Origin of the sequence: Pedobacter sp., assembly GCF_035566355.1 — a bacterium.
Lineage (GTDB): Bacteria > Bacteroidota > Bacteroidia > Sphingobacteriales > Sphingobacteriaceae > Pedobacter.
Map to the genome: position 1 here is coordinate 1 of NZ_DATMRL010000405.1, position 12,852 is coordinate 12,852.

Below are 12,852 nucleotides of genomic sequence, written 5' to 3' on the forward strand. Positions count from 1 at the left end.
ATTTGAAATACTTTCCAGTCTGGGGTACTTGGCATTTGGATCTGGATGAGCTACCGACCAATGGTTATCGGCCTGGTACCTTTGAATATTACCATTGCCATAAAATGCCCAGCCCGCAAAATTATCCAGGTAACCATTTACATGACTGATTCCCTGCAGGAGCACAGACAGGTCAAAGTTTTTGTAACTGGCAGACAGGTTGAAACCATAAGTGTATTTTGGGATCTGACTGCCCAGTACCGTGCGGTCATAAACAGCGTCTACTTTCCCGTCAGGTACACCGTTTGGACCACTGACATCCTTGTATCGGATGTCGCCAGGTTGTACATTTGGGTTGATTGCTTTCTGATTGGCATAATTGGCAATACTGTTCTGATCTGCAAATAAACCATCGGTCTGATAACCATAATAAACATTCATCGGATAATTGATGAAAAGAGACGAACCATTTCCAACCATTCCATTCGGCTGGTTGATATTTCCAACCCCCAGATCAAGTACCTTATTGTTTATGATGGAGAAATTTCCATTAATGCCATACGAAAAGGCGCCGATGGTATTCTTATAATCCAGGGTAAATTCCCAGCCTTTATTACTCAGTTTCCCCGAGTTCTGAACGCCTACACCAAAGCCCAGTACACTGGAAACACTTGCAGCCGGACTCACCAGGATATCATAAGTATACCTGTCGAAATAGGTGGCGCTGAAATTCAGTTTCCCTTTAAACAAGCTACCATCTATACCCAGATCCTTTATTGTGGTCGATTCCCATTTGATGGTAGGATCTACCAGTGTCGTATTGGCAACACCAGTTGACAATGAGCCTCCGATAGGATAATTATAACCAGAAGTAAATACATCCTGGTAAGCATAGTTTCCAATATTCTGGTTGCCCAGCGTTCCATAAGAAGCTTTAATTTTAAGATCGGTTAACCAGCTGATTTTATCTTTTAAAAATGGCTCGTCTGAAATTCTCCATCCAACAGCCCCCGCAGGGAAAGTAGCATATTTAGAATTTGCAGGGAATCTGGAAGAGCCATCGTATCTTAAGGTAAACTCGGCAAGGTAACGGTTGGCATAGTTATAGTTCAGCCTTCCAAAATAAGAATCCAGGGTATATTCAGCTGCAGTCCCGCTGTTCTTCTGTGTACTGGCATCTCCTGCATTTAATTGCGTTAAAATATTGCTGTTATAGCCGGTACGGTTAGCAGAAAGGCTACCTGAACTGTTGTATTCATAAGAGTGGCCTGCAAGGATTCCCAATTCATTCTTTCCAAATTCTTTTTTATATTCAGCCAGTTGCTGGAAGGTTTTATAAGAATTGTTTAAGGTACTTTGGTTTAAACTCCCGGGTCCGAGCGTAACCGTGCTGTTTAATCGCTGGTTGGCTAAAAAGCGTTGTGCTTCACCGGTTAATTGCGTATAACCACCTATCAGTGAAAGTTTGAGGTTTTTGATCACCTCCCAGTCTAACTTCAGGTTTGCCAAAAGATCCGTTTGCCTGTTTTTGTAAAAAGAGTCATTGTCAAAATAAGAAACCGGAGTGCCCTTAGCCACAACACCAAGCCCATAGTCACCATTGCTCAGCCGGTTCGGATAAATAGCAGGAACCCTGATCACCTGACTAATACTGGTCAGCATATCTGTCCAGTCGAGCGTAGCTGGAGGCGCCGGCTGATTATCTACATATTTAGCCCCAAACAAACGGGTGGTGAGTTTCAATTTCCTACTGAAATCATTGGTCATGTTCAGACGCAGGTTATAACGGGTATAATCATTTTTTTCCACAATGCCATTTTGATACAAATAGCCCGCAGACAGCAAATACGTTGTACTTTCTGTATTATTGGAAATGCCCAGGTTATGAGCCGTCTGGAGCGTTGATTTTTTAAAAACATCCTTGACATAGTTCTCATTAGGATAATTGTCCGGATCTGAGCCGTCCTTGAATTTTTGGATCTGCGCCTGTGTATAAGTACCTGGCAAAGCCTCATTCAACAAACTTGCATATTCCCAGGAGTCTACAAAATCGGGATAAGCAGTAGCCCGTTGTAAACCCGCATAGCCATTGTAATTGATCTTTAGCTTTCCTTTTGAAGTGGCACCTGTTTTTGTGGTCACAAGGATAACCCCGTTTGCTGCCCTTGAACCATAGATAGCAGCCGTTGAAGCATCTTTGAGCACAGAAATACTGGCTACGTCATTCGGGTCTATATCGTCAAAAGAATTCACAGGAATTCCATCAACCAAAATAAATGCACTTGATATTGACCCAAATGAACCTACGCCGCGAATTTGCATCGCTGCACCACTTTTTCCGGGCTGGCCGCTTCTTTGTATCAAAGAGATCCCTGGCATTTGCCCGGTCAGGGCATTGGATAATGAGGTTACCGGACGGTCATTAATATCCTTCGCGCTTAATTGCGATACCGACCCGATAAGGTTGGCTTTTTTCTGGGTACCATAGCCCACAATCACCACATCACCCAGAACAGATACTACGGGCGATAATCTGATCAGCATTTGCTCACCAGACTCTGCTTTTAAATCGATGCTCTGATATCCAATGAAAGACACCGTAATGATAGAGTGATCAGGAATACCTTTCAGGCTAAATAAACCATTGATGTCAGAGGTGGTACTCACATTACTGTCTTTAACCTTTATACTTGCACCCGGCAATGGACCACCCGTTTCATCAACAATCTTACCTCTAACATCCATCTTGAAGATAAGGGGAAATTGATTTATAAACGTTGGTATTTTAGCTTTAATGATAATGGTCTTGTTATTGACCACATAATCTAAGGGCTGGTCTTTAAACGTGGCTTCTAATACAGAACTGATGTCCTGATGGTCTGCAACGATATTGACCGGTCTGGAATTCCGGATAATATTATTGAGAAAAATAAATGTATAACCCGTTTGCTTTCTGATCTTTTTCAGGACCTCTTTCAGGTTGGCATTTTTTTCGTTTAAACTTATATTCTGACCAGAGGCAGCAATACTCATTTGCAGAAACACAAATGTGATCAAAATAAAAGTTAGTGAAATCCTCATAATCAGATATCGTTTTAAATCCGGACGGACATAGATTGTCCAGCCCATAATATGTTTGAAATTCATATATTTGGTTTGTTTAATTGGTTTATAGATTGATAAGCTGTAGGCTGCAATTAAATTGGTCAGAGGCGTTCCACCGCCTTTGACCTTCATGCAAGGTTTAAAATTTTAACGACTGACGATTAACCTCCTTCCTTCTACTTTGAAATTCAACCCTGTTGTAAGATGTAATACACTTAATACTTTGTTAATGTCGGAGAATTTAGAAACAGATCCACCAATCTGAACATCTCCCAGTTCTTCCTTATACTCTATGTCAACACTATACCATCTGGCCACCTTTCTTAAGGCAGTCTGCAGGTCATCGTTGTCAAATACAAAATATCCATTTTTCCAGGCAATCGCTTCTTCCGCATCTACATGTACAATCTGAAATTTGCCCTTGCTGAATTCTGATTGCTGACCGGGTTCAAGAAATGCAAAGCCTTCAGTTCCCTTTTTAGAAACCTTCACACTACCTTCAAGCAGTGTGGTTTTTACAAGATGCTCATTTTTATAAGCATTGATATTAAAATGCGTTCCAAAAACTTCTACCTGCTCCGTTTCTGTCTTTACTAAAAACCTTCTTTGTTTATCTTTTGAAACCTCGAAATAACCTTCACCTGTCAGCTCAACTTCCCTTCTTTTAGCATTAAAAACCACTGGATATTTTAAGGAAGAACCAGCATTGAGCCAAACTTTAGTATTGTCTTCCAGAATAATCTGATATTGACCACCCAGTGGCGTTTCAATAGTATTGTAGTCCGTTGAACCCATTGAATTTTTTCTATCTGACATTTTATACAGCAACTGTCCATCAGACAATTTAACAATCTGTATACCTGAATTTTTAGCCAGCTGACCATTATGAGTTTCATCAAGAACCACCTTAGCCCCATTGGAAAGGGTAAGGATTGCTTTATTGCCACCCGGAAGTATATTTTCTGTCCTGAGAGAAGATGTTTTAAATGTCTGGCTATTTCTATAAGCCCTATAAGAATAAAATCCTGCCGTGAGTACAATTAAAATTGACGAAGCGATTCCAAGTTTCCAATACAAAGAACGTTCCTTATTGTCTTTCTTAACCTCAGACAACTGCGTTCCCGAACGCGCTACCAAGCGATTCCAGATCACTTCTTTTGCATCATTAAGCCCCCTATCCTGAATATGGTCTTTGTTACCTTCTTTAATATACCAGGTTTCCAGGGCAATCAATTCTTCCTTGGTACAATTGCCCTCCAGATATTTTCCCAGTAAATTTTTAAATTCAGCTTCTTCCATATCATTTATCTTGCCTTCTTACATCTATGACGTATAAGTAGTGCCATGGTATGAGAAATTTTTAAAAAAAATATCCGTAAAGGATAACAATCAGAACAACATTGATTTTCATCCTTAAAATTTTAATGGCATTACCGATCTGACTTTTTATAGTATGTTCGGTAATCCCCAGGCGATCTGAGATTTGTTTATGAGATAAATGTTCCTTCCGGCTCAAAAGAAAGACCTCCCTCATTTTTTTAGGAAGCCGCTTGATTTCATTTTCAATCAGGCGTTCGAGTTCTCTCTCCCGAACACTATCGTCGGTAATTAAATGATTCTCCTGCAAAGTTTGATTAAAAGATTCCAGGTACCTGGCCGCAGTTTGCTGATGCCTTATTGCATCCAAAACCATATTTCTTACCGACCTGTATAAATAGGCAGACAAAGAGATCTGAAAGTTCAAGGTAGGTATGGCCTGGAGCAAATTGTAGAAAAGATTCTGTATAATATCCTTTGCCTCCTCTTCATCATGAAGCATTTTCTTTGCGTGAAGATAAAGCACAGACCAATAACGATCATAAATTTGCGTAAAAGCGATATGGTCACCTTTTCTGGCCAAGTCAACGAGCTCCGGATCAGAAAGGTTCTTATAGTTGTACATCAGAATAGCATTATATTAATTCCAGCTCTTTTTTATTTGAGAATGTTACTGTATGTACGGATCAAATACTTTAAACAAATATATATAATAATTTATTATTTTATTGAACAGCCAATTGCCCCATATACACACTCGTACTTACCTGGTCTCCTTTCTCATTTGCATAATGCATCCATCCATGCAACACGTCATCAACATACCCCCTCGGCAAGTTCAACGTAACGGCCAAATCTGATCGTGCAGCTACATTTTTAAAAGTAGCAAACTTCTTTTTGTTGACATTGTAGATCACAAAACCAGCCCGATCAGAGGCCTTGCAAAAGGCAGATAAAGGCCCGTTTTCCCAGGTGATATGCAAAGTAGAATCCATTTGGAGTACTACACTCCTGATGAAAGAAACAAGCAATTCACCCCTGCTCAAAATGGCCTTTGCAAAGTCAATGCTAAAACCTGTTCCATCCTGAACAACGGCCTCTCTTATATGATAGGAAACTGCGCCATTCATAGGCGTTTTAGTACCTGTATAAACCTGGTATCCTACATTGATCAATTTCTGTAAAGGCCTTAACCAAGCCACCACTAAAGCAAATATCACCCTCCGGTTTTGCTGCGCAACACTTGCAGGTTTTGTAATCTTTTCAGGCAGACTACGCATATAATCTACCCCCCGGTTAGTAGCGCCCACTACCGGACCAATCTTTCCCGAGAATGAACCCGTGATTCCGTTTTTATATTTAGCCATGATTTTTCATTTGATGATTTAAAACAAATCCGGCGGCCTTTACAGCCGCCGGATCAATACCAGAATTAAAGTACAGGACTCATTCCCACGTACGCACTATTGCTCACCACCTTTCCATCCAGGCTGGTAAAAGCCATCCAGAAATGCGCATCATGCCCTATCCAGGCCGCAGGCAACTGCAGCGAGTAAGTTAAAGCACTACGCGCAATCACATTGCGAATAGTCGTATACTTCTTCAACGTCGGGTTATACGCTACAAAAGTAGCCCGGTCTGTCAGATTACCCACCTCCGAATCCATCAAGGCGCCCCAGTCAAAGACCATCTTCCCCGTTCCAGCCGTAGCCGTAACACCAGGCTCCTTCGGCTCCTCCAGATCACCCACACTAAAGATCACCTTTGGATAATCCACTTCATAATTAGGCGCCGTACCAGTCACCGCAAATTTAAGATGGTAACCCGTAGCCGCATTAACCGGCGTCACACCCTTAGTAAAAGATTGATACCCGATTTCCAGCACCCTTTTCAAAGGCTTTAAAAAACTAGTAATCAAAGCAAAGACAATCTGTTGATTCAACTGAGCCGTCGTCGGCTTTCTGTTCGGAGTAATATCCGGTAAACTTTTCATGTGGAATATCCCATTCCAGACACTTCCAATAACCGTCCCGATTTTTCCTCTGAAGGGACTTAATATCCCCTTTTTATATGTTCCCATTTCTTTGAGATTTTATAATTAAACATTTTTGTGAATTATGTAATCAATTAGCCTGCAGGACCCGCAGTACCTGTGCACCGGTACCACCTTTCTAATTACAGAAACAAACATAAACCACTAATATTTAACCACCTATACCCCAAAGCACTTTGTCAGCGTTTGACAGTGATTTTGTCAGTGTTTGACATACGTAGGTACCACGGGACTGATTTTTCCACTGGTACATTTACTCAAAATATTCATTATAGAAGCGAAAATTAAGGCCAAACGGCTTTGGTTCGTGGAAGAAAAAAACCTTTAATACAATTTGAATTCCTTACACAAATTTGAATATGGCTTTTATTATATATACCTGCACCGGGAAAAGCTGGGCCACCTTCTGTAAATACACCTTTCACTGAATCAAACAATCGAAATTCACTATACCCTTTTGAGTTCACATCTGAGCTAAATTGGTTTAAAATTCCGTTATGCATAAATTCTATAGTGGTACAATCCAATTCACGCATCAGTTGATCCTTATGAAGATCATGTTTTACGTCTTTATTAACTGGTAAAGGAACCCCTGCCTTATAATGCTTGTCAGATAACAATCTGTAATAGGCTTTTATCACTTCAATATACTTCGTATCGGTAAAATCACAACAATGACCTGGTTGAATAATTGCTCCAATTACAGCAGGATTTTTTAATTTACCCCTTTTCTTTTTATCCTTCGCCCATATCAGAGCTCGTTCATAATTATTTTCCCAGAAATACATGCCGTGGCCAAGCCAATCAAAGGCTTCTTTACTGGACTTGATTTTACTAGAGCTATTTAATAAAGAATGACAGTCAGATTCATCGCAGCCATGAAAACCAAGAATAAAATTTGGTCTGTCATTATACATACTGCGCCTCAGCAAGCCTTGCCAGGTTTGGATAGTTTTTAGTGTATTTCCCCTTTTTATTTAGAATACCAGCACTTACTAAGGATTGCAAAGCCTCTTCTTTAGTCGTTTCTCTCTTTAATTCGTCTTTAACAAGATTAATAAGTCTTTTTACGTCTTTATCACTCATGATCATCTCTTTATCAATTACACAAATTTAATAAATACAATTACATATCTCACCAATACCCTGTAAAACAGTTAACTTAACGAAAAAGCCTATACTGAACCAAAGAAGATTTCAAGTAAAGCCATTTCTACCTTATTTTTCCATTGCCTTTTCTCCACCCTCCCCGGTCTACACCCAGGAAAAATAGGATTTCATGATGGAGCCTCAGAGCCTGTAAGGCTCAGCGACATCAGAAATCCTATTTTTCACAAAAAAAGCCGCAAGAATTTCTCCCCCGGCTTATTCAAATATTATATTGAACTTAATGCTCCAAAAAACCTTTTCCTACATCTACAACGATTGAATGAGGCTGAGAGGTAATTTAGTCGACTCGGCAATAATGTTCCATTCAATACCATTTTGCTTCAGTATCTGCGCAATTTGTTTTTTCTCTGCTAGAGCTTTTCTTTTTTCAGCTATTAACTTCTTCTCCCCCTCTTTTAATCCCTCGTGTTTTGCTCTCGCCAATAATAATTCTTCTATACCCATTGTTGTCGTTTTTTCAGTAATGGTTTGTATATCCTGTTCAAAGATATTGTTAATTTCCTCTGTTTCAAAGTTCACATAAAACCTTAAAAAGTTCATGATCTTCGTAATTTTATGTTCCGGATAACCCTTAGCATGCAACGCCTTTACAATCGTCAGTTTAAGTTCTCTCAAAACCCTGTCCCTTTCAACATCAGTTCCCAGTTTTTTCCCACAAAAAGCAGTTTTCGCACTAAGTACAACCAATGCAAAAGGATTATCGCTGGCCAACAGGTCCTCGTCTTTTTGCTGCGAGATTTTCAAGGTATTGAATTGGTAAAATAATCGGGTACCCATAAAGTTTCTTTCATAATGGTTGATCCGGTCAAGTGTTGTAGACTCAGTAAAAATCACAAAAGCAGTAATAGGTTTTTGATACTTATCCAAAATACGGTAGTAGTACCGAAGCATCCTTTTATTAAAGTCGCTATCATATCTGCCTTGCACCTCAATATGCAGTAAAATCCATTCCTCCTCTCCTGTATGCGTTCTTAACTTAACCAGCTTATCCACTACTTTAGGAGAGAATTGATCCTTCTCCGGCGGAAAAACCTGTTCCAGTTCCTTATCCAAAAATTCAGGTTCTTTACTAAAATCAATAATCCCCCTTGCACTCGGATAAATAAAACAAAGGAAGTCTTCGAATACATCTTCGAGTATCCCCTTCCATAATATATCTGCTTTTTTTGCCATTCGTTTTTCGTTGGTTAAGCAAACTTATACAGAGATATTTAAAATAAAAAATATTAACCAATAAAATCCAAAAGTATAATACAAAGAAATATTTAAGCGTTATTTACACCCAAAAACACCCCAACCCAACTCTCCACCCTCCCCGGCCACCCCCTCCAGTCTGCGCCCAAGAAAAATAGGATTTCATGATGGAGCCTCAGAGCCTGTAAGGCTCAGCGACATCAGAAATCTTATTTTTCACAAAGAAGACTTCAAATACAACCACTTCTTCCCCACCCTCCTCACCACCCACTTCCCCTGCACCTCACTCTTCCTCCTATAAAACGTCCTCTCCTCCATATACAAAAACTCCATAGCCTGCCTGGCCGTCAACCATTCATCATCAACAGGCAAAACCCCAGTTTCCGGCGCAACCCTAACCAGAATTAAACACACCTTATTTTCCAACGAATCCACCTTTCCCTCTAACCGAAGCAAGATGTCTAAAATATCCGGATCCAAAGGAGGAGGAGGTAATGGCGGCATACAATTACACACAATACAAGTCTGCACCCAAGAAAAATATGTTTTCTGATCGCGCTGAGCCTGTAAGGCTCAGCGCGATCAGAAAACATATTTTTCACAAAAGGTTACTGCTTACTCACCACACCAGGCCCATAAGCCACCTCAGCATCACTCGCAAAATGCTGATCGTTGATGTAATCCTGCAACGTAGGATACACCGAAGAATCAAACACAACCTTACAAGGCACCGAACCCGCAGCCCCACAACTCGGCGTAGAACCCGTAGCCTGCGTCCAGTTAGACGCATTCCTCGCACCAGTAGACGTACCCAAATTGTACGTATAAGCAATTAAACCCACCTTTTGAACAGACGTCGATTTGTTAAAAGCAAAAGCTGCGGTCAATCCGCCAGCACACAGCACGACCATTAAAGCCGCTTTGAACGATTTTTTCATAATTTGTTTTTTAAATGAATAAATGGATGAATTATATACTCTACTCCCGCTGTGCACCGCGGCGAATATTCAGAAAGAAACAAACGGGTACCAGAACCACTGGCACCCGCAGGTATTAACCGACCACACCAAAGCCAGGGCTAACCAGGCCAAGAAAGGCTGCAGTGTTTACTTTAATTCGAAATGTAAATGGGTAACCGAGATGCGTAATATTCATAACAGAGTTAATTAATTTGATATACTCAAAAATAACGAGCACAAAAACATACTACACAGCTATATAGCCGTTTTAACCAATTATTTCAAAGACAATAAACACAGATAAACAAGTCAGAAAAATGTTGCTGCGATAACCCGCAGAATATGTAATTTCGAATATCAACCTGCCACTAAAATGAAAAAAGATCTGTTTACTATTGTCCATGCAGAATTTGGTACAGAAGAATTCCAGATAAAGGACGCCAAATACAATGTCTACAAAGCTGAAGATGACATCTGGGAATTAACACTGAGCTTCGAGACCAGTGCAGCCATTAAACGGGCCGATAAATTGCAGGAGATCATCAATGCAAAACCAAATTTTGAAGCCACAGCAATCCTCCCGTCCGATGATATTGACTTATGGAAAGGCAGGATTATTTATCAGGAAGAGGGCTATGATGAGCAGCGTGAAGAGGTGCTGTCCAATATCTATTATTTTCAGCATGAGAACATAGAAGAACTGCGCATTGAAATTATAGACCTAAAAGAAAACGAAATCCTGATCAACCTCACCGCTAAAGGAATAGTTAACGGCTCCAGGGGGAACCAGCCGGATGCCGAATTCATATTAAAAGAGGTAAGCTTCAAACATGATAAAAACTTGTTCCGTAATGTGATGTGAGCAGATGCCAGAACCACCAGCACCTGCAAACCGGGAACTATTTTACAGGTAACAAACCCCTGTTAAACAAGTCAACACGGATATGTTGTAACCTGGGTACAGAAAGGTGCAACAAACTGGCTATATACTTATCTTGAAGCAGCCTCGGTAGCTTCAGCAATGTTGGAAACCGCTTGTAAAACTCAAGTATCCTTTCTTCACCGGTTTTACTCAACATTTCTGCCAGCTGCAGGTCTTCGTCGTAAAGATCTTCCTTGGTTAACAAAGCCAGTTCCTGCATTCCCGGAACCTCTGCATAACCATTTTGCATTTGATCATAGGTAATTTCCAACACCAGGGTACCCTTTAAGATCATCAGATTATATTTGGATACTTTATGGTTTAGAAAACCATTGCCCGCAGCAATATAACCGGGCCCAAATATCTTGACCACCCGCAGTTCACCAGTCTTGGTATAGTAATAAGCGATGATAAAACCACTGGAAATATAATAAGCACTTTTGATGATCTTGCCTTCTTCATGGATATCATGAGTGCCCAGGCAACGTTTGGCAACCATTACACTTTTCAGGTAATTATCAAATGGCAGGCCAAGGTTCTTAATTGGTTTCAGTATTTCGAGGAGTTTAGCTATGGTATTTGGATTCATCGGAACGATTTCCATCAGCTCCTTTTCAGGTTTTTTGAGTTTCATTAATTTAATAAGTTTAGTTTTTTTATAGGATAGGTCTAGTTATATTTTGTTGTTTATTAGAATTCCGTTACACACAGTTCCGCCTTCCCGTTTTTATACAAGATCATCAGGTTTTCCATGCTGATCTTTTTAATATCTTCAGGGTATTGAAGGTTAAAGGCTTCAATGAATCTCAATGGCGAAGTAAAAGCACTTCTCAGTTGCAGCCGCACTACATTTTCTTCATGGTTGCGGAGCATCACACTTACCTCGATAAGTTGATCCCCATGAAGCGCAGCTTCCACGCCTTCTTTGGTGGTGATGAGATTTGCGTGGGTCCAGAAGTACTGGACCAGGTCATTAGTTTTGATCATAAAATTTGTATTTGGTTAGATTTATAATAATTCTTGGCAAAAATTTGATTGAATACAGGATTAAAAAAAGGGGTTAGCCCATTAGCCCCTTTCTATACGCTTTAGCCGTCTGTCCTGCCCTTTGTTTAAACCACCTGCTGAAATACGGGGTATCACTAAACCCCAGCAGCTCCGAAATCTCCTTGACCGAATGCTTCGTATACTGCAGCAAATACAAAGCCTCCCGGTAAATCCTGTCCTGCAGCAACTCATAAACCGATCTACCCAAATAAGCCTTTGCAAATCTGTTCAAAGCATGAATGCTGGTATCCATTTTAACTGCATACACAGAAATATCCCGGTTATACCTAAAATCCAGTTCAATCAAAGATTGCAATACCTTTAATCGCTTAAAGGCCGGAGGCCAGTAGTCTAAATCGAATAGTCTAAAGCGCTCTGTATAAGTATTCGTTTCCTGCAACATCCTTTTACTTTTTATTCGGTACCCAGGTACAAATCACATCAAGCAGCTTGTTTTCTATTACATAGATCAGAATGCTTACTGCTGTTTCCTCATCTAGGTCCAAAGCCACTGCAATCTCTGGTAGCGTAAATGGTTTCCCGTCCACATGCTCCAGGAAAGCTTTAACCAGTTCTTCAGGGATAAAATTCTCTTTCATAAACTGTGTTTTAAAATTCGACGATACACCAGATTCAGTTCCAGGAAGATGTCTTCCAGCCCTTGGTAAATAATGAGGTGAAAGATGCGGAGTAAACCGGTCCTGATTTCCATCAGGATGGATTGACGTAGATCCAAAGTAGAACCCGGATGGGATGGATCTATATCATATTTCTTAAGGATTCCCGAGCTTCTGGATAGTAATAAAAAAAGAAACTTTTTAATGACCGACCTTTTATGCTCCAGATCTCCTTTCTGAGATAAAATTATTTCAAAAAGAAAACTCGATAAGTTTTGGTAAGCTTTTTCAGCTCTGACACGCATAGATGCTGGAATATCAATGGAGCTATCTGCCAGGATATCCAGAAGCTGAACATATAGGTTTATACAGGGTCTTAATCCTTGTTTTGACATCTTGGTAGAGGTTAAATTAGGAGATTGATGTTTTTTTCATAGGTAGATGTATTTAGGACGAATCAATAATTATTTGCCCGAATAACAGTCTCAG

At 40.2% G+C, this 12,852-nt stretch carries 15 protein-coding genes; 1 reads left to right on the top strand and 14 read right to left on the bottom strand.

Annotated features, from left to right (window positions below; genetic code table 11):
* The 9 genes from VNZ46_RS15615 to VNZ46_RS15655 form a co-directional block, all read right to left on the bottom strand.
* Positions 1-3,216 (bottom strand): SusC/RagA family TonB-linked outer membrane protein (locus tag VNZ46_RS15615; protein WP_325560995.1); only part of this gene is annotated, 3,216 nt, incomplete at its 3' end.
* Positions 3,217-3,231: 15 nt separating this feature from the next.
* Positions 3,232-4,383 (bottom strand): FecR family protein, encoded by a 1,152-nt coding sequence (locus VNZ46_RS15620; RefSeq protein WP_325560996.1) that lies wholly within the window; start codon positions 4,381-4,383, stop codon positions 3,232-3,234.
* Positions 4,384-4,444: 61 nt separating this feature from the next.
* Positions 4,445-5,026 (bottom strand): RNA polymerase sigma-70 factor, encoded by a 582-nt coding sequence (locus VNZ46_RS15625; protein WP_325560997.1) that lies wholly within the window; start codon positions 5,024-5,026, stop codon positions 4,445-4,447.
* Positions 5,027-5,126: 100 nt separating this feature from the next.
* Entirely contained in the window at positions 5,127-5,768 is a 642-nt protein-coding gene (locus VNZ46_RS15630) for a DUF6266 family protein (RefSeq protein ID WP_325560998.1), read from the bottom strand.
* Positions 5,769-5,833: 65 nt separating this feature from the next.
* Positions 5,834-6,481 (bottom strand): DUF6266 family protein, encoded by a 648-nt coding sequence (locus tag VNZ46_RS15635; RefSeq protein WP_325560999.1) that lies wholly within the window; start codon positions 6,479-6,481, stop codon positions 5,834-5,836.
* A 257-nt stretch (positions 6,482-6,738) separates the two neighbouring features.
* Positions 6,739-7,371 carry a hypothetical protein gene (locus VNZ46_RS15640; protein WP_199082868.1) on the bottom strand — a complete coding sequence of 211 codons (633 nt, stop codon included), beginning with the start codon at positions 7,369-7,371 and terminating at the stop codon, positions 6,739-6,741.
* Entirely contained in the window at positions 7,364-7,540 is a 177-nt protein-coding gene (locus tag VNZ46_RS15645; RefSeq protein ID WP_325561000.1) for a hypothetical protein, read from the bottom strand. The genes VNZ46_RS15640 and VNZ46_RS15645 overlap by 8 nt, the downstream gene beginning before the upstream one ends.
* A 330-nt stretch (positions 7,541-7,870) precedes the next feature.
* Positions 7,871-8,797 carry a hypothetical protein gene (locus VNZ46_RS15650; RefSeq protein WP_325561001.1) on the bottom strand — a complete coding sequence of 309 codons (927 nt, stop codon included), beginning with the start codon at positions 8,795-8,797 and terminating at the stop codon, positions 7,871-7,873.
* Positions 8,798-9,426: 629 nt separating this feature from the next.
* Positions 9,427-9,756: a hypothetical protein gene (locus VNZ46_RS15655; RefSeq protein ID WP_325561002.1), complete on the bottom strand. Its 330-nt coding sequence runs from the start codon at positions 9,754-9,756 to the stop codon at positions 9,427-9,429.
* 394 nt (positions 9,757-10,150) lie between these two features.
* Between VNZ46_RS15655 and VNZ46_RS15660 the strand changes: the two genes are divergently transcribed.
* Entirely contained in the window at positions 10,151-10,639 is a 489-nt protein-coding gene (locus VNZ46_RS15660; RefSeq protein WP_325561003.1) for a hypothetical protein, read from the top strand.
* Positions 10,640-10,676: 37 nt separating this feature from the next.
* On the opposite strand, the gene VNZ46_RS15665 is transcribed toward VNZ46_RS15660, so the two are convergent.
* The 5 genes from VNZ46_RS15665 to VNZ46_RS15685 form a co-directional block, all read right to left on the bottom strand.
* Positions 10,677-11,333, bottom strand: a complete 657-nt coding sequence (locus VNZ46_RS15665; RefSeq protein ID WP_325561004.1) for a hypothetical protein — start codon at positions 11,331-11,333, stop codon at positions 10,677-10,679.
* Between the two features lie 56 nt (positions 11,334-11,389).
* Positions 11,390-11,686, bottom strand: coding sequence for a hypothetical protein (locus VNZ46_RS15670; protein WP_325561005.1), 297 nt, complete (start codon positions 11,684-11,686; stop codon positions 11,390-11,392).
* Between the two features lie 73 nt (positions 11,687-11,759).
* Positions 11,760-12,149 (bottom strand): helix-turn-helix transcriptional regulator, encoded by a 390-nt coding sequence (locus VNZ46_RS15675; protein ID WP_325561006.1) that lies wholly within the window; start codon positions 12,147-12,149, stop codon positions 11,760-11,762.
* A 4-nt stretch (positions 12,150-12,153) separates the two neighbouring features.
* The gene (locus VNZ46_RS15680) at positions 12,154-12,345 is read right to left on the bottom strand and encodes a hypothetical protein (RefSeq protein ID WP_325561007.1); all 192 of its coding nucleotides are present in this window, start codon (positions 12,343-12,345) and stop codon (positions 12,154-12,156) included.
* On the bottom strand, positions 12,342-12,758 hold the full coding sequence (locus VNZ46_RS15685) for a hypothetical protein (RefSeq protein ID WP_325561008.1): 417 nt from the start codon (positions 12,756-12,758) through the stop codon (positions 12,342-12,344). Before VNZ46_RS15685 ends, VNZ46_RS15680 begins: the two co-directional genes overlap by 4 nt.
* Between the last annotated feature and the right edge of the window lie 94 nt (positions 12,759-12,852).

Excerpts from the sequence above, each read along its gene's own strand:
- VNZ46_RS15625 (WP_325560997.1), bottom strand. The coding sequence starts at position 5,026 with ATGTACAACTATAAGAACCTTTCTGATCCGGAGCTCGTTGACTTGGCC.
- VNZ46_RS15630 (WP_325560998.1), bottom strand. The coding sequence starts at position 5,768 with ATGGCTAAATATAAAAACGGAATCACGGGTTCATTCTCGGGAAAGATT.
- VNZ46_RS15670 (WP_325561005.1), bottom strand. The coding sequence starts at position 11,686 with ATGATCAAAACTAATGACCTGGTCCAGTACTTCTGGACCCACGCAAAT.
- VNZ46_RS15650 (WP_325561001.1), bottom strand. The coding sequence starts at position 8,797 with ATGGCAAAAAAAGCAGATATATTATGGAAGGGGATACTCGAAGATGTA.
- VNZ46_RS15655 (WP_325561002.1), bottom strand. The coding sequence starts at position 9,756 with ATGAAAAAATCGTTCAAAGCGGCTTTAATGGTCGTGCTGTGTGCTGGC.
- VNZ46_RS15675 (WP_325561006.1), bottom strand. The coding sequence starts at position 12,149 with ATGTTGCAGGAAACGAATACTTATACAGAGCGCTTTAGACTATTCGAT.
- VNZ46_RS15635 (WP_325560999.1), bottom strand. The coding sequence starts at position 6,481 with ATGGGAACATATAAAAAGGGGATATTAAGTCCCTTCAGAGGAAAAATC.
- VNZ46_RS15680 (WP_325561007.1), bottom strand. The coding sequence starts at position 12,345 with ATGAAAGAGAATTTTATCCCTGAAGAACTGGTTAAAGCTTTCCTGGAG.
- VNZ46_RS15640 (WP_199082868.1), bottom strand. The coding sequence starts at position 7,371 with ATGTATAATGACAGACCAAATTTTATTCTTGGTTTTCATGGCTGCGAT.
- VNZ46_RS15665 (WP_325561004.1), bottom strand. The coding sequence starts at position 11,333 with ATGAAACTCAAAAAACCTGAAAAGGAGCTGATGGAAATCGTTCCGATG.
- VNZ46_RS15685 (WP_325561008.1), bottom strand. The coding sequence starts at position 12,758 with ATGTCAAAACAAGGATTAAGACCCTGTATAAACCTATATGTTCAGCTT.
- VNZ46_RS15645 (WP_325561000.1), bottom strand. The coding sequence starts at position 7,540 with ATGAGTGATAAAGACGTAAAAAGACTTATTAATCTTGTTAAAGACGAA.
- VNZ46_RS15620 (WP_325560996.1), bottom strand. The coding sequence starts at position 4,383 with ATGGAAGAAGCTGAATTTAAAAATTTACTGGGAAAATATCTGGAGGGC.
- VNZ46_RS15660 (WP_325561003.1), top strand. The coding sequence starts at position 10,151 with ATGAAAAAAGATCTGTTTACTATTGTCCATGCAGAATTTGGTACAGAA.